This window comes from Kitasatospora sp. GP82 (assembly GCF_029892105.1).
Taxonomy (GTDB): Bacteria; Actinomycetota; Actinomycetes; order Streptomycetales; family Streptomycetaceae; genus Kitasatospora.
Genome location: NZ_JARZAJ010000010.1, coordinates 138,170 through 159,544 on the forward strand (window position 1 = coordinate 138,170; position 21,375 = coordinate 159,544).

Consider the following 21,375-nt stretch of genomic DNA (forward strand, 5'->3'; position numbering starts at 1 on the left):
CTACCGTCAGCCCTCCTTCCGCCATGGACGGCAGAGCACCGTGAAGGCGACGCTCGCCAGCACGGCGCAGCTCAGCACGACAATGCCGAGCAGCGCCGCCGAGGGCCTGCCGCCCGCGCTGCTGAGCGGGGCGACCAGTGCGCCGCACAGGAAGGTGCCGGTGCCCAGCAGCGCCGAGGCCGATCCTGCGGCATGCGGGGCCATGGTCAGCGCCTGGGCGCCGGAGTTGGGCAGGACGATGCCCATACTGCCCATCAGTACGAAGAGCGCGGGCCAGAGTCCGGGCAGTCCCAGGTGCCAGACCGTGGTGAAGAGGACGATCGCCGCTCCGGCGGTCCCGGCCCCGCCGAGTCCGATCAGCATCAGGGTGGGCGGCGGCAGCTTCTGGACCAGCAGTCGCCCATTGAGCTGGGTGAAGCCCACGACGGCAATGGAGTTGACGGCGAAGACCAGGCTGTACATCTGCGGCGAGATCGCGTACTCGCTCTGCAGCACCGAGGAGGAGCCGCTGACGTATGCGAAGAGCGCGCCGAAGCCGAAGGTGCTGGTGAGTGTGTAGCCGAGGAAGCGGGAGTCGCGCAGCAGGCCACCGATCGCGCGGACGGTACTGCCGAGGCCGTCGGCGTGCCGCCGCTCGGGCGGGAGCGACTCGCGCAGCGCGAGCACGGCACCGGCCGTGACCAGCGCGCCGAGCACGGCGAGGGCGACGAAGGTGCCGCGCCAGGAGGTGAAACGCAGCAACTGGGCGCCGAGGACGGGTGCGAGGATCGGCGCCAGGCCGGATATCACACCGAGCGAGGCCAGGAAGCGGATCATGGCCACCCCCTCGTACCGGTCCCGGGCGACGGCACGGGCGATCACCAGACCGGCGGCCCCGGCGAAGCCCTGGAGCAGCCGTCCCGCGATCAGCATGGGCACCGAGCTCGCCAGCGCGCAGACCACGGTGGCCAGGGTGTAGACGGTCATACCGACGAGCAGTGGACGTCGGCGGCCCAGCCGGTCGCTGAGCGGCCCGAACAGCAGTTGGCCGAAGGCCATGCCGAACATCGAGCCGGTGAGCGTCAGTTGGACGGTGGCCGCGGTGGAGCCGAGGTCGCCGGTGAGCGCCGGGACAGCGGGCAGGTAGAGGTCGGTGGTGAGCGGGCCGAGGGCGGTGAGGCCGCCGAGCACGACCACGGTGGCCCTGTTCGGCGGGGCGGCCGGGGTGTCGGCGAGGGCGGCAGTGGTGCCGGCAGCGGTATCGGCGGTGCTCGCGGACGACTGGTCGCCGGTGGCGCCCAGGGTCGGGCCTGGCATGGGGCTCCTCTGCGGGTTGGTCGGGTACGTCCGTCCTACCGCAGTGCCGGGGTCCGCCGATACCCGGCCGCGATACTGTTCCCAGTCCCGGCCACCCGAACCCGTAGCCCGACGCCCCGAGCCCGCGGTCCCGACGCCGCGGTCCCCTCCCCGGTCGGGGTCTCGCGGTCAGTCGGTGGTCTTCCCGGCCTTGCGGGCGGCGATCACGACCGCGTCGTCCTGCCAGCCGTACAGGTCGCTGCCGACCAGGGCCACGTTGTAGAGACCGCAGCGGGCGGTCGCCTTGCCGGGGATGTCGCTGGGGAACCAGGACGCCCTGAGGTTCACCGCGCCCTCGGGCGTGCCGCTGCTGCATCCCTCCGGCAGCTTCCCCTCGGGCAGGGATGCCTTGAGGAGGCGGTCGCCACCGGTGGTGGACATCAGGTACGAGACCTTGGTCGCCCCGTCCGGCAGCCACCTGGGCATCGAGGAGCGGTCGGCCTTGGCGGCGCTGCCGGTGGCGTACGTGGCTTCCTGACGGTGCCTGCCGTCCAGGACGTCCTTGGCCTTCGGCACCAGCACAGTGGCCACGAGCGCCGCCGCTGCCCCGCCGGCCGCGACGCCCAGGACGACCTTGCCCGCGATACCCATGATGCCGACCTCTTCTCGTTCCGCTCTGCCCTTGCCCCTCCATCCTGACCGGCCGGCGCGGGCCCGGAGGTAGGCACAAGGTACGGATCTGCCTCCACCTACAGGCGTACGCTCCCCTGAGCCGACCCCCCGGTCGGCCCCTGGGACCGGTGATGAAACCGTCGAGGCCGTCGTCCGGGCCGCCCTGCGCTCAGGCGGTGCCGGAACTCGTGGACGACCTCGAAGCGGGTGACACGGCCGGCCCCGGAGGCGGGGACGTTCCGGTCGCGAGCGATCTTGACGGCGTGGTCCGGCTGCGTCCATGCGCCGACGCCGCGTCAGCGGTAGGCCGCCTCGCCGGTGATCGTCTCGCCCAGCACCAGGGTGTGGATCTCGGCGGTGCCCTCGTAGGTCAGCACCGACTCCAGGTTGTTGGCGTGCCGGAGCACCGGGTACTCGACGGTGATGCCGTTGGCGCCCAGGATGGTCCGCGCGCTGCGGGCGATCTCCAGTGCGGTACGGACGTTGTTGAGCTTGCCGAAGCTGATGTGGGCGGGGCGGCACCGGCCCGCGTCCTTGAGCCGGCCGATCCGGACCGCGACCAGGTACGCCTTCTCGACCTCCAGCATCATCTCCACCAGCTTCTGCTGGGTGAGTTGGAAGCCCGCGATCGGACGCTCGAACTGGATCCGGCTCTTGGCGTAGTCCAGCGCGGTGGTGTAGCAGTCGCGGGCCGCGCCGACGGTGCCCCACAGGATGCCGTACCGGGCCTCGCCCAGCGAGGAGAGCGGGCCGCGCAGGCCCTGCACTCCGGGCAGCACCGCGTCGGCGGGCAGCACGACCTCGTCGAACACCAACTCGCTGGTGACGGAGGCGCGCAGGGAGAGCTTCCCGTGCACGTCGTCGGCCGTGAAGCCGGGGGTGCCCTGCGGGACCAGGAAGCCCCGCACGCCCTCCTCCGTCTGCGCCCACACCACCGCGACATCCGAGATGCTGCCGTTGGTGATCCACATCTTGCTGCCGGAGAGCACCCAGTCGCTGCCCTTGCGCCGGGCGCGGGTGCGCATATTGGCCGGGTCGGAGCCGAAGTCCGGTTCGGTCAGGCCGAAGCAGCCGATCGCCCGCCCTGCCGCCATGTCCGGCAGCCACTGCTGCTTCTGCTCCTCGGAGCCGAAGGCGTGGATGGAGCGCATGGCCAGCGAGCCCTGGACGGAGACGAAGCTGCGCAGCCCGGAGTCGGCGGCCTCCAGCTCCATACAGGCCACGCCGTAGGCGACCGCCGAGGAGCCGGTGCAGCCGTAGCCGTCCAGGTGCATGCCGAGCACGCCGAGCCGGCCCAGCTCGGGCGCGAGTTCACGGGCCGGGAAGACCCCGCGCTCGAACCAGTCGCCCACGTACGGCCGGATCCGCTCGTCGGCGAACTGCCGCACGGTGTCCCGGATCAGCCGTTCCTCGTCGGTGAGCAGCTCGCCGACGGCGAGCAGGTCTGCCGGGTCGAGACGGGCAGGGGTGGATGCCATGTCGGACTCCTCGTGGGCGGTCGGGCGTGGGGCTGGGTGGGCCACGGCGACGAGTATTGCGCACGGGGCCGTCGGAAGGTACGAGACGATGCCCACACCTGACGGGAGTTCGACGTCCGCCGCCGGCCGTCGCCACCGCCCGTTGCCACCGGGCCTCTTGACGCGAGCACGTGGGGCTGGTTCGCTTTCCTTCACTGTTAGGAAACTTTCCTAACGGAATCGGATCGGAATCCCGGGATGGTGACCCATGCGTTCACGTTCTCTGCTCCGCCCGCTCCTCACCCTCGCAACCACCGCGGCGCTGGCCTCGGGCGCCCTCGCCCTGGCGCCGCTCGGCCAGGCTGCGACGCCCTCCGCAGCACCCGCCACAGCCGACCCGGTCGGACTCAACGCCCCGTACGAGTACCTGGGTTGGGGAAGCCCGCAGAAGCCGACCGATGTGATGGCGGCGACCGGCGTCAAGCAGTTCACGCTCGCCTTCATGCTCAGCGACGGCGGCTGCAACCCCAAGTGGGACGGCACCCGCGCGCTGACCGGCGGCAGCGACCAGAGCGCCATCAACGGCATCCGCGGGGCCGGCGGCGACGTGGTGGTCTCCTTCGGCGGCTGGAGCGGCAACAAGCTCGGCGAGAAGTGCAGTTCGGCGAGCGCACTGGCCGGGGCCTACCAGAAGGTCGTCGACGCGTACAGGCTCAAGGCGATCGACATCGACATCGAGAGCACCGAGGTCTCCGATGCCGCCGTGCGCCAGCGGGTGATCGGCGCACTGAAGACGGTCAGGGACGCCAACCCCGGCCTCAGGGAGTACGTCACCTTCGGTACCACCCCCAGCGGCCCGGACTCGGACGGGTTCGACCTGATCAGGAAGGGCGCGGCCGCCGGTCTCGCGGTGGACGGCTGGACCATCATGCCCTTCGACTTCGGCAGCCACAGCGGTTCGATGGGCTCCGTCACCACGGCGGCGGCCGACGGTCTGAAGAACGCCGTCGCGAAGGCGTACGGCTACGACTCCGCGACGGCCTACCGGCACATCGGGATCTCGTCGATGAACGGCAGGACGGACGAGGCCGACGAGACCGTCTCCACGGGCGACTTCACCACCATCTACAACTACGCCACCGCTCACCACCTGGCCCGACTCACCTTCTGGGCCGTCAACCGCGATCGCCCCTGCGCCTCGGGCTCGTCCGCCGGGGACTCCTGCAGCGGGATCGGCCAGTCCGCGTACGCGTTCACCAAGGTCGTGGCCAAGTACCACGGCTGAGCCCCGGGCGGGCTTCTGGGTCCGTGCGTTGTCGGCCGCCCCGCGTTCGCTGCAGGGCGGCCTGCGGCGTTCTCAGCGGGGAGTGCGCAGGGCCGCCTCGGCGAAGTTGTCCCAGTGCCCGGCCGAGGTGGGCGGGATACACACCCAGTCCTTCATCGGACGGCCACCCATCGGGTCGAAGACGTGCGCCCCGGGCAGGTGGAGCGCCTCGGCGTGCGCGGGGGTGGCACGGCCCAGCCGGCAGACCAGTTCGCCCCGGTGGAGGCCTGCGAAGGCCCTGCCGTTGACATCCTTGAGGCAGGGCATGCCGAACATCTGGGACTGCCGGGCACCCTGCGGTGCGAGTTCCTCGGCGATCTCCTCGTAGCGGGCGGTCGGGTCCGTCGCGTCGGTGGTGCCGATGGTGTCGGTTGCTTCGGTGCTGTCTGTTGCATCGGTCATGCCGCCATGCTGCACCGCTGCAGTCCGCTCCGCCTCACGTCGCACCGGACGGCCACCGGAACGGGTCGCCCACCGGAACGGGTCGCCCACCGAAAGATCTTGAGTCCGAGGCACCTTATAGGTAAGGATTGGAGTCCGTGACCACCCTTGTACACACTCCGCCTGCCACTGCGCTGCCGACCGCGCCGCTGACCATTGCCACCGCTCAGGCCGCGCTCACCCCGCTCGACGTGCCGGCGAACGCCGCCATCGCCGCCGACCTGGTGCTCCGGGCCGGCGACCAGGGCGCGCAACTGCTGCTGCTCTCCGAGCTGTTCCTCACCGGCTACGAACTCGCGGCCATCGCCGCCGACCCCGGCCGGCTCGCCATCGCCACCGACGACCCTCGCCTGGACGCGCTCGCGACGGCCTGCACACAGACCGGTACCTCGGTCGTGGTGGGTGCACCGGTCGTGGCGGCGGACACCGGTCTGCTGCACATCGCGGCGCTGGTACTGGACGGCTCCGGCCGCCTGGCGACCGTCTACCGCAAGCAGTTCACCACCCCGAGCGAGCGTGCCGCCGGTTTCTCCGCCGGTACCGAAGGCTGCACGGTCCAGCTCCGCGACTGGCGCCTCGGGCTCGGTGTCTGCTGGGACTGCGGCTTCCCCGAGCACGCCCGCGCCGCCGCGCTGGACGGCGCGCACGCCTACCTGGTCGGCTCGCTCCTCGGCACGGGCTCCGGCGCGCGCCAGCTCCGCACGCTCTTCCCGGCGCGTGCCATGGACAACACCCTCTACACCGTGCTGGCCAACCACATCGGCCCGTCGGGCCCGTACGTCGGCTGCGGCAGCAGCGGCATCTGGGGCCCGGACGGCACGCTCCTCGCCGACGCGGGCACGGCCGACCCCGGCCTGGTCACCGCCACCCTGGACCCGGCAGCCCTGGCCCACGCCCGTGCCGAGGACCCGGTCCTCGTCCAGGAGCCGCTCCACGCCCCGCCCTCCCCCCGCACCGCAGCCCTCCTCGGCTGACCACGGCGGCCCGCGCCCACCTCCCGGCAGCCTCGGCCGGGTCCGGTCCGGACGGACGGAAATACCTGGGACCTCCCGAGAGCTCTGGTGATCAGGAGCTGGTGACCAGGAGGTGTCGCACCATGGGTGGCGAGCAGGAGTACCGGGTCGAGCACGACTCGATGGGCGAGGTCCGGGTGCCGGCGTCGGCCAAGTGGCAGGCGCAGACGCAGCGGGCGGTGGAGAACTTCCCGGTGTCCGGCCAGCGCCTCGAGCGCGCGCATATCGAGGCCCTGGCGTTGATCAAGGCGGCGGCGGCCAAGGTCAACGCGGAGCTCGGGGTGCTGGATCTGGCGACGGCGACGGCGATCCAGGAGGCGGCCGGGGAGGTCGCCTCGGGCCGCTGGGACGACCAGTTCCCGGTGGACGTGTTCCAGACCGGCTCCGGGACGTCCTCCAACATGAACGCCAACGAGGTGATCGCCACCCTGGCCGGGGAGCGCCTGGGCCGCCCCGTGCACCCCAATGACCACGTCAACGCCAGCCAGTCGTCCAACGACGTCTTCCCGTCCTCGATCCACATCGCGGCGACGGCGGCCGTGATCGGCGATCTGGTCCCGGCACTCGAGCAGCTCGCGACGGCGCTGGAGCGCCGGGCGGTGGACTTCTCCACTGTGGTCAAGTCGGGCAGGACGCACCTGATGGACGCCACCCCGGTCACCCTCGGCCAGGAGTTCGGCGGGTACGCGGCCCAGGTCAGCTACGGGATCGAGCGGCTCCACGCCGTCCTCCCCCGGGTGGCCGAGCTGCCGCTGGGCGGCACCGCCGTCGGTACGGGCATCAACACCCCGCGCGGCTTCGCCGCCGCCGTGATCGCCGAGGTCGGCCGGGCCACCGGCCTGCCGCTGACGGAGGCGCGCAACCACTTCGAGGCCCAGGGCGCCCGGGACGGCCTGGTGGAGCTGAGCGGCCAACTGCGCACCATCGCCGTCGGCTTCACGAAGATCGCCAACGACCTGCGCTGGATGGGTTCGGGCCCGCGCACCGGCCTCGGCGAGATCAACCTGCCGGACCTCCAGCCGGGTTCCTCGATCATGCCGGGCAAGGTCAACCCGGTGCTGCCCGAGGTCGTGCTGATGGTCGCGGCCCAGGTGATCGGCAACGACGGCACCGTCACCGTCGCCGGGGCGAGCGGGAACTTCGAACTGAACGTGATGCTGCCGGTGATCGCCCGCAATGTGCTGGAGTCCGTCCGGCTGCTGGCCAACAGCGCCCGGCTGCTGGCCGACCGGACAGTGGACGGCATCACCGCCAATGTCGAACGGGCCAGGGAGTACGCGGAGTCCTCCCCCTCGGTGGTGACACCGCTCAACCGCTACATCGGCTACGAGGAGGCCGCCAAGGTCGCCAAGCAGGCACTGGCCGAACGCAAGACCATCCGGCAGGTGGTGGTGGAGCGCGGCTATCTGGCGGAGGGGAAGCTGACGGAGGCCCAGCTGGACGAGGCGTTGGACGTCCTTCGGATGACCCACCCCTGAGAACGCCTCGCCCCCGAGGGGCCGCGAGCCGTGGGCAGGTGGACAGACGGAGGCGCAGCCCGGCCACCGGGGTGACCGGGCTGCGCCCGGGCCAGGTCGTGTCGGGAGCCGGCTCCGGACACGCCCGGCCTCTCGGCTGTCACTTGCTGGAAGCCGCGCGCTTGCCGCGGGACAGCGTCGGACGGGTGAGCGCGAGCGTCGCGCCGATGGCTGCCAGCGCGAGGCAGGTCATCAGTCCGCCAGTGATCACGTTGGTGAGGATCGTCCTCCGTATCGCCTCGTTGCCGACCGTCGCCCAGGGAGCGATGATCGTCCAGATCCCGATCGCCGTGGCGGCCCAGGCCCGTGCGTGGGTCCGCTCGTAGGCGGAGCCGAAGCCCGCCATCAGCACTGTGTAGGCGAGACCGAGCACCAGGTTGTTGATGGTCAGCGCGGACAGGCCGGTGAACCCGACCACCCACGGTGCGACCGCCAGGAAGAGGCCGGCCAGCATGGCCAGCGCCTCGACGCCCTGTGCTCGCGGTGTCGCCGCGACACGCTCGTACTGCTCACGCATTTCCAGGATGTCCGGATGGTGCTCCATGCCCATCGGCAACTGGGTTGACACCAGGACCACCTCCTTGGTTCGGGTCATGGCAACCGCCTGCCCACTACCCATTTTGTGGCACGGGTAACAATTTGTCCTGATTTATCACCCGGATGACTTCACCCCTGGCGCGCCGCTTCCACCCCCCAGTCACCGTCGGGCGCCGTCCGGCCTCTTGCCGGGCGAACGCATCCCAGGACCAGGGCCGTACCCCGCCAGCCCGAGAAGGCCGCAGTCACGAAGCCCTGACCGCTATCTCGCGGCCGGCGTCCGAGCCGGGACTCCAGGGCCGTCAGAGATGAAGCAGTGAAGAGGATTTGACGGCCGGCGAACGCGACAGCAGGGGCGGTCCTCCGGGTGCGCCCGCGTGAGCTGTGTCTCACCCGGGCGCACCGCCATTGCCTATGCAACTCGTTGCATAGCAGGATGCGGGCATGGCACTGGAGCACGCGATCCTCGTCTCGCTGCTGGAGCAACCCGGCTCCGGCTACGAGCTGGCCCGGCGCTTCGACCGCTCGATCGGCCGCTTCTGGACCGCCACCCACCAGCAGATCTACCGGGTGCTGCGGCGAATGGAGACGGACGGCTGGATCGCCGTCGAAGCGGTCGTCCAGGACGGGCGGCCGGACAAGAAGGTCTACTCCGCCGCCGATCCGGGACGCACGGCGCTGGCCGACTGGCTGCGCGAACCCGTGGAGCCGGAGACCGTCCGGCACGAGCTTGCCGTGAAGATCCGCGCGGCCGCCTTCGAGGACCCGGCCCTGCTGATCCCCGAGGTCGAGCGGCACCGCGAGAGCCATGCGACGCTGCTCGCCCGCTATCTGACCGGCGAGCAGCGCGACTTCCCGGACCCGGCCGCGCTCGGCGCCCGGCAGCAGCTCCAGCACGTGGTGCTGCGCGGTGGCATCGAGTACGAGCGGATGACCCTCGCCTGGCTGGACGACGTCCTTGCCACGCTGCACCGTCTCGCCGACTGAACCCCTCAACTCCCCAGGGATGGAACCATGCTGTTCAACCCGCGCACCTACGACCCCGCGCAGTTCGACGACACCACCCGCCGGCTGCTGCGCGCCACCGTGGACTGGTTCGAGTCGCGCGGGAAGAAGGCTCTGATCGACTCGTACATCGACCGCGCCTGGTACGGGGACTTCCTCGAATTCGCCGCGAAGGAAGGGCTGTTCGCGGAGTTCCTGACGCCCTCCTCGGCCGACGGCGACAAGCGCTGGGACACCGCCAGGATCGCCGAGCTGAACGAGATCCTGGGCTTCTACGGCCTCGGCTACTGGTACACCTGGCAGGTGACCATCCTGGGCCTGGGTCCGGTGTGGCAGAGCGAGAACGAGGCCGTCCGGGCCCGTGCCGCCCGGCTGCTGACGGAGGGCCACGTGATGGCCTTCGGTCTCTCCGAGCGCACCCACGGCGCCGACATCTACTCGACCGACATGATCCTCACCCCGGACGGCGAGGGCGGCTTCACCGCGAGCGGCTCCAAGTACTACATCGGCAACGGCAATGTGGCCGGCCTGGTCTCGGTCTTCGGCCGCCGCTCGGACGTCGAGGGCCCCGAGGGCTATGTCTTCTTCGCCGCCGACAGCCGCCACGAGGCGTACCACCTGGTGAAGAACGTGGTGAACGCGCAGATGTACGTCAGCGAGTTCCGCCTGGAGAACTACCCGGTGCGCGCCGAGGACGTGCTGCACACCGGCAAGGCGGCCTTCGACGCCGCGCTGAACACCGTCAACGTCGGCAAGTTCAACCTCTGCACCGCCTCCATAGGCATCTGCGAGCACGCGATGTACGAGGCCGTGACGCACGCGCACAACCGGGTGCTGTACGGGAAGAAGGTCACCGACTTCCCGCATGTGCGCCGGGAGTTGACCGACGCCTACGCCCGCCTGGTCGCGATGAAGCTGTTCAGCGACCGCGCGGTGGACTACTTCCGCTCGGCCTCCCCCGAGGACCGCCGCTACCTGCTGTTCAACCCGATGACCAAGATGAAGGTCACCACCGAGGGCGAGAAGGTCATCGACCTGATGTGGGACGTCATCGCGGCCAAGGGCTTCGAGGCGGACACCTACTTCGACAAGGCCGCCCGCGACATCCGGGGCCTGCCGAAGCTGGAGGGCACCGTCCATGTGAACCTGGCCCTGATCCTCAAGTTCATGGCCAACTACCTGTTCAACCCCGCCGACTACCCGGCCGTGCCGACCCGCCTGGACACCGCCGACGACACCTTCCTGTTCCAGCAGGGCCCGGCCCGGGGCCTGGGCGCGATCCGCTTCCACGACTGGCGCACCGCCTACGACGCGCACGCCCGCATCCCGAACGTGGCGCGCTTCCGTGAGCAGGCCGACGGCCTGTGCACGCTGCTCGCCACCCACGCACCGGATGCGGCGCAGCAGCAGGACCTGGACTTCCTGCTGGAGATCGGCCAGCTCTTCGCGCTGGTCGTCTACGGCCACCTGGTGCTGGAGCAGGCCGAGTTGACCGGGGTGGACGCCGATCTGCTGGACCAGATCTTCGACTTCCTGGTCCGTGACTTCTCCGCCCACGCCACCGAGCTGCACGGCAAGAGCTCGACCAGCGAGGCGCAGGCCGCCTGGGCGCTGGCTCATGTCCGCCGTCCGGTCGCGGACACCGAGCGTGCGGAGCGGGTCTGGGCGACGGTCGCCGCGCTCTCGGGCTCGTACGAGATGCAGCCGTAACCAGCGCTCCGGGGGCGGGCCGATTCGGCCCGCCCCCTTTCCGCGCCCGGCCGTGCTCTCAGTCCGCCGGGTGCGCGATCGGCACGGCACCGGCGGCGGGGCGGCCGGGGAGGTAGTGCCGGAGGTGTTCGACGGCGAGACTGCCCGGGCCGGTGACGGCGATGAGCAGGAAGGCCCGGCAGAAGAGGACGCAGAGTTCGCCGCCGTTCTGGACGGGCCACAGCGCCTGGCCCTGGCGGACGGTGAAATAGGCGTAGGCCATGGAGCCCGAGCAGAGCAGGGCGGCGAACCGCGTGCCGAGCCCGCTCCGGCGCCACCGAGAACACTCACGGGATCTGCGTCACACCACGCTTGACGTGACTTGGTCAATTCTGATGCCCCATCACCTTGCTCGCCAGGTCCACCAGCCTCTGGGTTTCCTCAGAATCGCCCTGCGGCCGCGAACCGCGTACGGCATCGCCCGGCCCCGGGGCTCACCGTCCCACCGGAGAGCTTCTCCGCCACGGCCGAACCACCTCCACGCAGCCGCTCCCACCGGGCCCAGGGACTGCGGTCCGGCTCCGTCTGTGTGCGCTGCCCACCGGTCGTACGGTGGAGGTGACGGACCACACGGGCCCGATAGCGCATGCCGGTAGCGGAAGGCAAGACTCCGCGATTCTGCTAGGCAATATGCCCAGCCATAGCCTTGGACACCTGCTCATCTTGCACAGATTGAACAGCCGAAATTCCCACTGTTGCCCAATGACTCAGCCAGGAGCAAGCTCTGCGCACAACCGCAGACACACCACTCCCCCCTGATCTGCGGAGGCCTCGACGTGGAGGAACCCCCATGACCGCCAACGCTGTTGAACTCACCCCCGAGGAGCTGGACGCGGGCCTCGACGCGGAGCAGCTGCGCCGCCTTGTGGGCCTGGTCGAGCACGATGCCGGCGGCGACCCCTTCCCGGTCACCGCGCAGGACGCGGTCGTGTTCGTGGTCGGCAACGCGACCCAGACGGCGCAGTTCTACCAGGCGGTGTTCGGCATGGAGCTGGTCGCCTACTCGGGCCCGGAGACCGGCCGCCGCGACCGCAAGGCGTTCGTGCTGCGCTCGGGCTCCTGCCGCTTCGTGATCAAGGGTGGTGTGCTGCCGGACAGCCCGCTGCTCGACCACCACCGCCGCCACGGCGACGGTGTGGTCGACCTGGCCCTCGAGGTGCCGGACGTGGACAAGTGCATCGAGCACGCCCGCGCCCAGGGCGCCACGATCCTTGAGGAGCCGAACGACGTCTCCGACGAGAACGGCACCGTCCGCCGCGCCGCCGTCGCCACCTACGGCGAGACCCGGCACACCCTGATCGACCGCTCCCGCTACCACGGCCCCTACCTGCCGGGTTACGTCGTGGCCGAGACCAGGGTCGCCCGCCGCGAAGGTGCCCCGAAGCGGCTGTTCCAGGCGCTGGACCACGCGGTCGGCAATGTCGAGCTCGGCCGGATGGACGAGTGGGTCTCCTTCTACAACCGGGTCATGGGCTTTGTGAACATGGCCGAGTTCGTCGGTGACGACATCGCCACCGAGTACTCCGCACTGATGAGCAAGGTCGTCGCCAGCGGCAACCACCGGGTGAAGTTCCCGCTCAACGAGCCGGCCATCGCCAAGAAGAAGTCCCAGATCGACGAGTACCTGGAGTTCTACGGCGGCCCTGGCTGCCAGCACCTGGCGCTCGCCACCAACGACATCCTGACCACGGTGGACATCCTGCGCGGCAACGGCGTGGAGTTCCTCTCCACCCCCGACTCGTACTACGACGACCCCGAGCTGCGCGCCCGGATCGGCAAGGTGCGGGTGCCGGTCGAGGAGCTCAAGAAGCGCGGCATCCTGGTCGACCGCGACGAGGACGGCTACCTGCTGCAGATCTTCACCAAGCCGCAGGGCGACCGGCCGACGGTGTTCTTCGAGTTCATCGAGCGGCATGGTTCGCTGGGCTTCGGGAAGGGCAACTTCAAGGCGCTCTTCGAGTCCCTGGAGCGCGAGCAGGACAGGCGCGGCAACCTCTGATCCGCAATTCCCGAGGGCTGCCACACATTTAGGAGAGGGCCGGAACCATGGCGCACTACCGGCAGCTGGGGAGCATCCCGCGCAAGCGGCACACCCAGCACCGAACCCCCGAAGGCGGGCTGTACTACGAGGAGTTGATGGGCGAGGAGGGGTTCTTCTCGGACTCCTCACTGCTCTACCACAAGGGCATCCCCTCGGCGATGGTGGACGCCACGCCCTGGGAGCTGCCCGGCCTCGCCACCACGCCGAACCTGCCGCTGAAGCCCCGCCACCTGAAGCTGCACGAGCTGTTCGCGGGTGAGGAGTGGAAGAACACCGATGCCGTCACCGGCCGCCGCCTGGTGCTCGGCAACGGTGATGTGCGGATCGGCTATGTGGCCGCCGGTACGCCGAGTTCGCTCTACCGCAACGGGCTCGGCGACGAGTGCGTCTACATCGAGTCGGGCACGGCGACGCTGGAGACGGTCTTCGGCTCGCTGGAGGTCGGCGAGGGCGACTATGCGATCATCCCCCGGGCCACCACCCACCGCTGGGTGCCGACCGGTGACGGCCCGATGCGCGCGTACTGCATCGAGGCCAACAGCCACATCGTGCCGGCCAAGCGCTACCTGTCGAAGTACGGCCAGCTGCTGGAGCACGCGCCGTACTGCGAGCGCGACCTGCGCGGCCCCGTCGGGCCGCTGCTGGTCGAGGAGACGGACGTCGAGGTCCTGGTCAAGCACCGCGGCCCGAACGGGGTGGCGGGCACCCGCTACGTGGTGCCGCACCACCCGTTCGACGTAGTGGGCTGGGACGGCTGCCTCTACCCGTACGCGTTCAACATCAGCGACTTCGAGCCGCTGACCGGGCGGATCCACCAGCCGCCGCCGGCCCACCAGGTCTTCGAGGGCGAAGGCTTCGTGATCTGCAACTTCGTGCCGCGCAAGGTGGACTACCACCCGCTGTCGATCCCGGTGCCGTACTACCACTCCAATGTGGACAGCGACGAGGTCATGTTCTACTGCGGCGGCAGCTACGAGGCCCGCAAGGGCTCGGGGATCGGCCAGGGTTCGATCTCGCTGCACCCCGGCGGCCACACCCACGGGCCGCAGCCGGGCGCGTACGAGCGCAGCATCGGCGCCGAGTTCTTCGACGAGCTCGCGGTGATGGTGGACACCTTCCGGCCGCTGGAGCTCGGCGAGGGCGCGACGGCGAGCGAGGACCCCAAGTACGCCTGGACGTGGTCGGGCGGCAGGGGGCCGGCCCAGTGACAGGGGTACCCGCCCTGATCCGGGGCCTGTTCGACGATGCGGCGATCTTCCCGCCGGGGGATCTGCCGCTGCCCGAGGCGCTGCCCGCGCACCGGGCGCACCGCTCCGCCTGGTACGCCGAGGCGGTCGGCCCGTTCCTCTGCGGGGTCGGCCGGCTGGGCGAGCTGGCAGCTCTCCACGCCTCCGGGACGGACCTCACCGGGCTGCGGGTCGTGCTGGTGGCGCCGGGCGGCGTCGCCCAGCTCGGCCCGGCCCTGAAGGCAGTGACGGCACTGTCCGGCCTTGAGCTGGTCGGCGTCGAGGTGGCTGCCACCTCCCCCGTCCGGGAGGTGGCGGCCGCCCTCGACGCCCAGCTGCCGCCGGGTGTCCCGGCCGCCGTGGAGATCCCGCGCGACAACGCGGCGGATGCCCTGGACGCGCTCGCCGGGACGCCGTACCGGGCCAAGTACCGCACCGGCGGTCTCAGCGCCGAGGCGTTCCCGAGCGAGGCCGAGCTGGCGGCGTTCCTCTCCGGATGCGCCGAACGCGGGCTCGGGTACAAGTGCACAGCGGGCCTGCACAACGCCGTCCGGCACACCGACCCGGTCACCGGCTTCGAGCACCACGGCTTCCTGAACGTCCTGCTGGCCGCAGACCGGCCGACGGCGGCCGCCGAGCTGCTCGCGGAGCGTTCGGGCGAGGTACTCGCCACCGCCGCCGCCGAACTGACGGACACCCAGGTTGCCGGGATCCGCCGCTCGTTCACCGCCTTCGGCACCTGCAGCATCGCCGAGCCGCTCGCCGACCTGGCCGAACTCGGCCTGCTGGAACACCTTTTGGAGAACCGTTGACCACCACCTGGCTCGCCGTGCCGCAGGACTCGCCGTTCGGCCCGCACAACCTGCCGTACGGCGTCTTCACCGCGCCCGACCAGCCCGGACGGCGCCGGATCGGCGTCGCCATCGGTGGGTTCGTGCTGGACGTGGGGGCCGCCGCCCGCGCGGTCGGCGAGCCCTCGGTGCTGCTCGACGCCGACTCGCTCAACCCGCTACTGGCGGCGGGCCGTCCGATCTGGACGCAGGTCCGCGCCTCGCTGACCCGGTGGCTCGGCGAGGAGTCGTACCGCGCCGCCGTCAGCCCCTGCCTGCTGGAGCGCGGCGAGGTCGAGCTGCACCTGCCGTTCGAGGTCGCCGACTACGTCGACTTCTACGCCTCCGAGCACCACGCGAGCAACCTCGGCCGGATCTTCCGCCCCGGATCCGACCCGCTCACGCCCAACTGGAAGCATCTGCCGATCGGTTACCACGGCCGGGCCGGGACGGTGGTGGTCTCCGGCACACCGGTGGTCCGCCCGCACGGCCAGCGCAAGGCGCCCGCCGACCCGATGCCGTCCTTCGGCCCGACCCGGCGGCTCGACATCGAGGCCGAGGTCGGCTTCGTCGTCGGCGCCGGGAGCACGCTCGGCAGCCCGGTGCCGCTGGAGAGCTTCCGCGAGCACGTCTTCGGCGTCCTGCTGCTCAACGACTGGTCCGCGCGCGACATCCAGGCGTGGGAGTACGTGCCGCTGGGCCCCTTCCTCGGCAAGTCCTTCGCGACCTCGGTCTCGCCGTGGGTGGTGCCGCTGGACGCGCTGGAGCACGCCCGGGTGGCTCCGCCGGCACGCGATGTCGAGCCGCTGCCCTACCTGGACGACCGGGACGCCGAGCCCTGGGGCCTGGACCTCTCCCTGGAGGTGCGGCTCAACGGGCACCCGATCTCGCGCCCCCCCTTCGCCGCGATGTACTGGACGGCGGCGCAGCAGCTCGCGCACCTCACCGTCAACGGCGCCTCGCTGCGCCCGGGCGACCTGTTCGCCTCCGGCACCGTCAGCGGACCCGAGGTCGACAGCCGGGGCGCCCTGATCGAGCTCACCTGGAACGGTGAGAATCCGGTCGAACTGCCCGACGGCACCACCAGGACCTTCCTGGAGAACGGCGACGAGGTCACCATCACCGCGACCGCGCCGGGCCCCGACGGCACCCGGATCGGCTTCGGCGAGGTCACCGGCCGCATCGTCCCGTAGATTCCGGGGCCTCGTCAGCCACGTAGCGCCCCGGTGGTGCGCACGGTTGACCGCACCCCCGGACGGCGCCGGGACAGCGGGTCGAGCAGACCTCGGACCTGGTCACGGTCGGCGGCACCTTCCTGGTCCGGAACCGGGACTTCGATGCGCTGGTCCGGGACTTCGAACGCCTCACCACCTACCAGCCCTTCACCTGCGCCTGACCCCTTCGGTCGCTATGGCCCGTCCAGCCGATCTCCGGCGCCCTGGTCAGCCCTTGCAACGGCTGACCAGGGTGCCCGTGATCCGCCGTGTCCGAGTACCGTGTCCGGGGATCCTGCCCGCCGGCGATCCTGACCAGACAGCGAGGAGACGGACGCGCCATGACCACGGACGTACTGCTGCACACCGACGGCCGCGCCGCCCGGATCCTGCTCAACCGCCCGAAGGCACTCAACGCCCTCACCCACGAGATGCTGCTGCGGATCCACGAGGCCCTGGACAGCTGGGCCGAGGACAGCGGCATCAGCACCGTCGTCCTGTCGGGCGCGGGCGAGCGCGGACTGTGCGCCGGGGCCGACATCCGGGCCCTGCACGACGATGCCAAGCTCGGCGGCGCCGGGGCCCGGCAGTTCTTCAGGGACGAGTACCTGCTCAACGCCGCGATCGCGGCCTACGCCAAGCCCTACGTCTCGGTCATGGACGGCATCACCATGGGCGGCGGCGTCGGCCTCGCCGCGCACGGCAGCATCCGGGTGGTCACCGAGCGCTCCCAGGTGGCGATGCCCGAGACCAGGATCGGTCTCGTCCCGGATGTCGGCGGCAGCCACCTGCTCGCCCACGCCCCCGGTGAACTCGGCACCCACTTCGGTCTGACCGCCGCCTCGATGGGCCCCGGCGACGCGATTCTGCTCGGCTTCGCCGACACCTTCGTGCCCGCCGAGGCACTCGGCTCCCTCACCGCCGCACTGGCCGAACACGACGCGGCCGAGGCCGTCCGGGCGTACGCGACCGAGGCCCCCGATGCCGCGATCGCCGTCCAGCGGGAGTGGATCGACCACTGCTACGCGGCCGACACCGTGGAGGAGATCCTCGACCGGCTGCTCGGCAGCGGCGTCCCGGAGGCCAAGGAGGCCGCCGAGCAGATCCTGGCCAAGTCGCCGACCGCGCTCAAGGTCACGCTGGCCGCGCTGCGCCGGGCCCGTGAGCACTCCACCCTGGCCGAGACGCTGGAGCAGGAGTACCGGGTGTCCTGCACCGCGCTCACCGTGCCCGACCTGGTCGAGGGCATCCGTGCCCAGGTGGTGGACAAGGACCGCAGTCCGCGCTGGTCCCCGGCCACCCTCGCCGCTGTCACCGAGGAAGAGGTCGCGCGCTTCTTCGCGCCGCGTCCGGAGGGCGGTCTGGGGCCGGCCGTCCGACTCGGGTGACCATCGTCTCGCCTGTCGAGACTGGCGCTCGGTGGGCCCGGTCCGCGATTGTTGGCTCGTCAGGGCGTATGCCGTCGAGCTGTAGTGGGAGTCAAAGGCGATGACCGAGTACGAGACGATCCTGGTGGAGCGCAAGGGCCGGGTCGGGCTGATCACGCTCAACCGGCCCGAGGCGCTGAATGCGCTGAACACCCGGCTGATGAACGAGATGGTCGAGGCGGCCCGCGCCTTCGACCGCGATCCGGAGATCGGTGCTCTGGTGATCACCGGTTCGGAGAAGGCGTTCGCGGCGGGCGCGGACATCAAGGAGATGCAGGACAACCGCTTCCCCGACGTCTACCTGGACGACTGGCTCGGCCCCTGGGACGAGTTGGGCCGGCTGCGCAAGCCGGTGGTCGCGGCCGTGGCGGGCTACGCGCTGGGCGGTGGCTGCGAGTTGGCGATGCTCTGCGACATCCTGCTGGCGGCCGACACCGCGAAGTTCGGCCAGCCGGAGATCAAGCTGGGCGTCATCCCGGGTATCGGCGGCTCGCAGCGGCTCACCCGGGCGGTCGGCAAGGCCAAGGCGATGGAACTGTGCCTGACCGGCCGGATGATGGATGCCGAGGAGGCCGAACGGGCCGGCCTGGTCTCCCGGATCGTCCCCGCCGCCGACCTGCTCACCGAGGCGCTGGCCACCGCCGAGAAGATCGCCGCGATGTCCGCCCCGGCCGCCGTGATGATGAAGGAGAGCGTCAACCGGGCCTTCGAGACCACCCTCGCCGAGGGCGTCCGCTTCGAACGCCGTCTCTTCCACGCCGCGTTCGCCACGGCGGACCAGAAGGAAGGCATGGCCGCCTTCGCCGAGAAGCGCAAGCCCTCCTTCCAGAACCGCTGACGCCACAGGGCTCTGCTCGATCGCTCGCGTGCGCGACCGGCCCGTACATCCGTAGCGGGCCGATCGTGCACGCGGCTGGTCGAGCAGAGCCCTCGCCTCTTCAGACCGGCCCCAGGAACCCCCGGAGGGTCTCAACCCTCCACCGGTACCGGCGCGTTGATCCGGGCCAGCCCGGACCGGGTGGCGGCGACCACGATCCGGTCGCCCGGCACCAGCCGCCGCGCCCGGTCCGCGTAGTTCCACTGGTAGTCCTCGGGCCGCCGGGCCAGCCGTACGGCGATCACCCGGATACCGCCCGGCTCCTCGATGTCGTGCAGGTTCCGGCCGACGAGTCCGGTGTCGTCCCCGGCGGTGAGTTCGGCTATCAGCAGCACATGCCGGTAGACCGAGAGGGTGCCCAGCACATCCCGGCCCATCAGGGAGGCGGCGAAGGCGGGCGCGGCGAGATAGGAGACCGAGCGCGAGGCCACATTGCCCAGGGTGGCGTAGACATGGTGGGCGAAGTCGTCGTTGAAGAGCCGGACTCCGATCCGCACCTCGCGGCGCACGGCCCGCGACTCCAGCGCCGCCTCCAGGTTGGTCGCGTCGTCGTTGGTGACCGCCACCACTGCCCGGCTGTACTGGACCCGGGCCCGCCGCAGCTGGCTCTCCAACGGGCCGTCGCCCACCACCACCGGGATGCCCAGTGCCCGGACCGCCGCGATGCCCCGGGCCTGCGGGTCGCGCTCGACGCAGACCACCGGCACCCCGGCCTCCCGGACCAGAGCCGCCACCCGGGTACCGACATTGCCGAGGCCGACCACGATCACATGGTCCCTGGTGCCCGCACCCGGAGCCCTCGGCAGTCCGCGCCGCCCGGTGGAGAGCGCGTCCACCACGATCGCGGTGAGGACGGGCACGAAGGTGATCCCGCAGAAGGTGATCACCACCTGGGCCACCCGCTGCCAGAGCGCTCCCGGCACCACAACCCCGGGCTGGTCCGGCTGGGCCGCGCCCGCCATGTCCAGCAGGGTGAAGTAGGAGGCCCAGGCGAGGCTCCCGTTGAAGTACCAGATCACCATCGCGCCGAGCAGGACCGCCACCAGAGCGGTGATCAGCACCAGCCGCAGCCGGGCGCTGGTGAAGAACCGCAGGGCGTCCAGCACTCCCCAGCGCATCCTGGTCCACCAGGGGATGGCCAGCGGCGGTTCGCTGGTCAGCGTCTGCAACGCGGCGACCCCGGCCGGCTCCCGCTCACCGGTGCCGCCCGGCCGCGACTCCACCTCGACCGGGCCCTCCGCGCCGAACCGGCTGGCCAGCGCAATGAATTCGGCGGCCCGCCCTGCCGTGTCGGGCAACAGCCGCAGCCGGCTCAGATCCCGGCGGTCGATCCGGTCCGCGACCACACAGATCTGGTTGGCGTGGATGTCCTCGTTGTATGCGACATAGAGGTAACGGTCGCCCACCTGCACCGAGTTGGGCCGTCCGAGCGCACCGTTGGCGAAGGCGGGCGCGGCGGTGGCCGAGCCGGAGAGCGCGGAGCAGTTGTCCAGCAACCGCTCGATGTGCTCGCCGAGCCGCTGGTTGAACATCCGTACCACCACCCGGATTCCGGGGTTGTGGCCCTGCGCGCTCAGCGCGGCGTGGATGTTCTCCTGGTCCGAACCGTCCACCAGGGCGATTCCCCGCGCACTGTCCGCCCGGACGGCGCGCAGCGCCTCCTCCGTGACGGTCGCGTACTCCAGGACGGCGGTGACGCCCGGTAGTTGCAGGATCTGCGGGCCGTGGTCCCGGGCGAGATCCGGTACCAGGACCACCACCGGGACGTCGTACTGCTCGATGAGTTCGCGGATCAGCCGGTGTGCGAGCGCATTGCCGCCGCACACGACGTAGTGGTTGGCGAACTGCTCGTCAGGAGGGTCCCCCTGCCCTTCTTGAATCATCGTCGGATTGTACTGATCCGAATGGGCGGACAGATGACCTATGGGGTAACTGATCGTTCCTCATGTCACCTTGGCCAGGCCGAGGTTCGGCGGACCTCAGGCGCTCGCCGTCACTCCGGCGACCACCAGCAGCATGGCGGAGACCGCGGTCCGGGCCCGGGGTGCAGACGAACAGCGGGTGGCCGCCCTGCCCGAGGTGGTCGAGGCACACCGGCTGTTCGGCGACCCGGACTACCTGCTGCGCATCGCGGTCACCGACATCGCCGCGTACGAGCGCTTCATCACCGACGTCCTCTCCGGCCTGCCGGGCATCGCCCAGGTCAACTCGCACCTCACGATGAAGCGGGTGAAGGCGGATCGGGGCATCCCGACCGGCGTCTGAACGCTCGGGAGCTGCCCCCGGGGATGCCTGCTACCCGCCGGGCGCGATCGGGGCGAAGTGCCAGACGGTGGGCGGGTGTTCCAGGTAGCCGAACTCGCCCTCGGCCCAGACCGGACGGATCCGCCACATCGGGCCCGCGTACGCGCGCACCGCGGCCTCGTCCCGCCAGCGGGTGATCACCAGGACCCGATGGTCGTCCTCGCTCACGGAGCGCAGCAGCTCGGCGCCCTCGAAGCCGTCGGCCCCGTCGAGGCTCTGGAACACCTCGGCGGCGAGCATGGCGCAGAATTCGTCGTTCCGCCTCGGCAGAACCTTCGCCTCCCAGATCCGGACGATCATGGTGACCTCCTCACGAGGCGTGCTCCACCATTATCCGCTCGACGCCCACCACCGCGGCCGGACCATCGTTCGGCCGCGCGCCGATTGCTGCCGGTCCTGGTCCGCCCGAGACTCGGAAGCGCCCGGCCGAGTCCGGCCCGGCGACTTCCCGATGCCGGCTCCTCGC

19 protein-coding genes and 1 pseudogene are annotated in these 21,375 nt (G+C 70.8%); 12 read left to right on the forward strand and 8 right to left on the reverse strand.

All coding sequences use genetic code 11. The annotated features are described in order from the left end of the window. Positions 1 to 6: 6 nt before the first annotated feature. The 3 genes from P3T39_RS12795 to P3T39_RS12805 all read right to left on the reverse strand — a co-directional run bounded on the left by P3T39_RS12795 (position 7) and on the right by P3T39_RS12805 (position 3,425). On the reverse strand, positions 7 to 1,296 hold the full coding sequence (locus P3T39_RS12795; protein WP_280697629.1) for a multidrug effflux MFS transporter: 1,290 nt from the start codon (positions 1,294 to 1,296) through the stop codon (positions 7 to 9). Positions 1,297 to 1,464: 168 nt separating this feature from the next. Further along, positions 1,465 to 1,926 (reverse strand): hypothetical protein, encoded by a 462-nt coding sequence (locus tag P3T39_RS12800; protein ID WP_280697630.1) that lies wholly within the window; start codon positions 1,924 to 1,926, stop codon positions 1,465 to 1,467. 317 nt (positions 1,927 to 2,243) lie between these two features. Further along, positions 2,244 to 3,425, reverse strand: coding sequence for an acyl-CoA dehydrogenase family protein (locus tag P3T39_RS12805; protein WP_280697631.1), 1,182 nt, complete (start codon positions 3,423 to 3,425; stop codon positions 2,244 to 2,246). Positions 3,426 to 3,672: 247 nt separating this feature from the next. Here P3T39_RS12805 and P3T39_RS12810 point away from each other — a divergent pair, with 247 nt between their 5' ends. Continuing rightward, on the forward strand, positions 3,673 to 4,689 hold the full coding sequence (locus P3T39_RS12810; protein WP_280697632.1) for a chitinase: 1,017 nt from the start codon (positions 3,673 to 3,675) through the stop codon (positions 4,687 to 4,689). Positions 4,690 to 4,761: 72 nt separating this feature from the next. Here the strand turns inward: P3T39_RS12810 and P3T39_RS12815 are convergent, their stop codons facing one another. Further along, complete coding sequence (locus tag P3T39_RS12815) at positions 4,762 to 5,130, reverse strand: hypothetical protein (protein WP_280697633.1); 369 nt, start codon at positions 5,128 to 5,130, stop codon at positions 4,762 to 4,764. A gap of 137 nt (positions 5,131 to 5,267) precedes the next feature. Here P3T39_RS12815 and P3T39_RS12820 point away from each other — a divergent pair, with 137 nt between their 5' ends. Beyond that, entirely contained in the window at positions 5,268 to 6,143 is an 876-nt protein-coding gene (locus P3T39_RS12820; protein ID WP_280697634.1) for a carbon-nitrogen hydrolase family protein, read from the forward strand. A gap of 122 nt (positions 6,144 to 6,265) precedes the next feature. Further along, complete coding sequence (locus P3T39_RS12825) at positions 6,266 to 7,660, forward strand: class II fumarate hydratase (RefSeq protein WP_280697635.1); 1,395 nt, start codon at positions 6,266 to 6,268, stop codon at positions 7,658 to 7,660. A gap of 139 nt (positions 7,661 to 7,799) precedes the next feature. Here the strand turns inward: P3T39_RS12825 and P3T39_RS12830 are convergent, their stop codons facing one another. Further along, positions 7,800 to 8,294 carry an SPW repeat protein gene (locus tag P3T39_RS12830; RefSeq protein ID WP_280697636.1) on the reverse strand — a complete coding sequence of 165 codons (495 nt, stop codon included), beginning with the start codon at positions 8,292 to 8,294 and terminating at the stop codon, positions 7,800 to 7,802. 386 nt (positions 8,295 to 8,680) lie between these two features. Between P3T39_RS12830 and P3T39_RS12835 the strand changes: the two genes are divergently transcribed. Both P3T39_RS12835 and P3T39_RS12840 read left to right on the forward strand, forming a co-directional pair. Next, positions 8,681 to 9,223, forward strand: a complete 543-nt coding sequence (locus P3T39_RS12835; RefSeq protein WP_280697637.1) for a PadR family transcriptional regulator — start codon at positions 8,681 to 8,683, stop codon at positions 9,221 to 9,223. A 27-nt stretch (positions 9,224 to 9,250) separates the two neighbouring features. After that, positions 9,251 to 10,951: an acyl-CoA dehydrogenase gene (locus P3T39_RS12840; protein WP_280697638.1), complete on the forward strand. Its 1,701-nt coding sequence runs from the start codon at positions 9,251 to 9,253 to the stop codon at positions 10,949 to 10,951. A 58-nt stretch (positions 10,952 to 11,009) separates the two neighbouring features. Here the strand turns inward: P3T39_RS12840 and P3T39_RS12845 are convergent. Then, a pseudogene (locus tag P3T39_RS12845) lies at positions 11,010 to 11,255 on the reverse strand (DoxX family protein); the annotation flags it as partial. A gap of 525 nt (positions 11,256 to 11,780) precedes the next feature. Between P3T39_RS12845 and hppD the strand changes: the two are divergent. From hppD to P3T39_RS12875, 6 genes are all read left to right on the forward strand, one after another. Then, positions 11,781 to 12,989 (forward strand): 4-hydroxyphenylpyruvate dioxygenase, encoded by a 1,209-nt coding sequence (gene hppD, locus P3T39_RS12850; protein WP_280697639.1) that lies wholly within the window; start codon positions 11,781 to 11,783, stop codon positions 12,987 to 12,989. A 47-nt stretch (positions 12,990 to 13,036) separates the two neighbouring features. Beyond that, positions 13,037 to 14,239: a homogentisate 1,2-dioxygenase gene (locus P3T39_RS12855; protein ID WP_280697640.1), complete on the forward strand. Its 1,203-nt coding sequence runs from the start codon at positions 13,037 to 13,039 to the stop codon at positions 14,237 to 14,239. After that, the gene (locus P3T39_RS12860; RefSeq protein ID WP_280697641.1) at positions 14,236 to 15,069 is read left to right on the forward strand and encodes a hypothetical protein; all 834 of its coding nucleotides are present in this window, start codon (positions 14,236 to 14,238) and stop codon (positions 15,067 to 15,069) included. The genes P3T39_RS12855 and P3T39_RS12860 overlap by 4 nt, the downstream gene beginning before the upstream one ends. After that, positions 15,066 to 16,280 (forward strand): fumarylacetoacetase, encoded by a 1,215-nt coding sequence (gene fahA, locus P3T39_RS12865; RefSeq protein WP_280697642.1) that lies wholly within the window; start codon positions 15,066 to 15,068, stop codon positions 16,278 to 16,280. The genes P3T39_RS12860 and fahA overlap by 4 nt, the downstream gene beginning before the upstream one ends. Positions 16,281 to 16,642: 362 nt before the next feature. Next, positions 16,643 to 17,689, forward strand: a complete 1,047-nt coding sequence (locus P3T39_RS12870) for an enoyl-CoA hydratase/isomerase family protein (protein ID WP_280697643.1) — start codon at positions 16,643 to 16,645, stop codon at positions 17,687 to 17,689. A gap of 100 nt (positions 17,690 to 17,789) precedes the next feature. Then, positions 17,790 to 18,566 carry an enoyl-CoA hydratase gene (locus P3T39_RS12875; RefSeq protein WP_280697644.1) on the forward strand — a complete coding sequence of 259 codons (777 nt, stop codon included), beginning with the start codon at positions 17,790 to 17,792 and terminating at the stop codon, positions 18,564 to 18,566. Positions 18,567 to 18,697: 131 nt separating this feature from the next. Here P3T39_RS12875 and P3T39_RS12880 read toward each other — a convergent pair whose 3' ends face one another. Further along, positions 18,698 to 20,488: an NAD-binding protein gene (locus P3T39_RS12880; protein WP_280697645.1), complete on the reverse strand. Its 1,791-nt coding sequence runs from the start codon at positions 20,486 to 20,488 to the stop codon at positions 18,698 to 18,700. 133 nt (positions 20,489 to 20,621) lie between these two features. On the opposite strand from P3T39_RS12880, the gene P3T39_RS12885 reads away from it, so the two are divergent. Continuing rightward, positions 20,622 to 20,870 (forward strand): Lrp/AsnC ligand binding domain-containing protein, encoded by a 249-nt coding sequence (locus P3T39_RS12885; RefSeq protein WP_280697646.1) that lies wholly within the window; start codon positions 20,622 to 20,624, stop codon positions 20,868 to 20,870. A 30-nt stretch (positions 20,871 to 20,900) separates the two neighbouring features. Here the strand turns inward: P3T39_RS12885 and P3T39_RS12890 are convergent, their stop codons facing one another. Continuing rightward, on the reverse strand, positions 20,901 to 21,209 hold the full coding sequence (locus P3T39_RS12890; RefSeq protein WP_280697647.1) for an antibiotic biosynthesis monooxygenase: 309 nt from the start codon (positions 21,207 to 21,209) through the stop codon (positions 20,901 to 20,903). Positions 21,210 to 21,375: the final 166 nt, after the last annotated feature.

Bases quoted from the DNA above. Each gene is read 5' to 3' on its own strand.
- P3T39_RS12795 (WP_280697629.1), bottom strand. From the start codon at position 1,296: ATGCCAGGCCCGACCCTGGGCGCCACCGGCGACCAGTCGTCCGCGAGC.
- P3T39_RS12800 (WP_280697630.1), bottom strand. From the start codon at position 1,926: ATGGGTATCGCGGGCAAGGTCGTCCTGGGCGTCGCGGCCGGCGGGGCA.
- P3T39_RS12805 (WP_280697631.1), bottom strand. From the start codon at position 3,425: ATGGCATCCACCCCTGCCCGTCTCGACCCGGCAGACCTGCTCGCCGTC.
- P3T39_RS12810 (WP_280697632.1), top strand. From the start codon at position 3,673: ATGCGTTCACGTTCTCTGCTCCGCCCGCTCCTCACCCTCGCAACCACC.
- P3T39_RS12815 (WP_280697633.1), bottom strand. From the start codon at position 5,130: ATGACCGATGCAACAGACAGCACCGAAGCAACCGACACCATCGGCACC.
- P3T39_RS12825 (WP_280697635.1), top strand. From the start codon at position 6,266: ATGGGTGGCGAGCAGGAGTACCGGGTCGAGCACGACTCGATGGGCGAG.
- P3T39_RS12830 (WP_280697636.1), bottom strand. From the start codon at position 8,294: ATGACCCGAACCAAGGAGGTGGTCCTGGTGTCAACCCAGTTGCCGATG.
- P3T39_RS12835 (WP_280697637.1), top strand. From the start codon at position 8,681: ATGGCACTGGAGCACGCGATCCTCGTCTCGCTGCTGGAGCAACCCGGC.
- P3T39_RS12840 (WP_280697638.1), top strand. From the start codon at position 9,251: ATGCTGTTCAACCCGCGCACCTACGACCCCGCGCAGTTCGACGACACC.
- hppD (WP_280697639.1), top strand. From the start codon at position 11,781: ATGACCGCCAACGCTGTTGAACTCACCCCCGAGGAGCTGGACGCGGGC.
- P3T39_RS12855 (WP_280697640.1), top strand. From the start codon at position 13,037: ATGGCGCACTACCGGCAGCTGGGGAGCATCCCGCGCAAGCGGCACACC.
- P3T39_RS12870 (WP_280697643.1), top strand. From the start codon at position 16,643: ATGACCACGGACGTACTGCTGCACACCGACGGCCGCGCCGCCCGGATC.
- P3T39_RS12875 (WP_280697644.1), top strand. From the start codon at position 17,790: ATGACCGAGTACGAGACGATCCTGGTGGAGCGCAAGGGCCGGGTCGGG.
- P3T39_RS12880 (WP_280697645.1), bottom strand. From the start codon at position 20,488: ATGATTCAAGAAGGGCAGGGGGACCCTCCTGACGAGCAGTTCGCCAAC.
- P3T39_RS12885 (WP_280697646.1), top strand. From the start codon at position 20,622: ATGGCGGAGACCGCGGTCCGGGCCCGGGGTGCAGACGAACAGCGGGTG.
- P3T39_RS12890 (WP_280697647.1), bottom strand. From the start codon at position 21,209: ATGATCGTCCGGATCTGGGAGGCGAAGGTTCTGCCGAGGCGGAACGAC.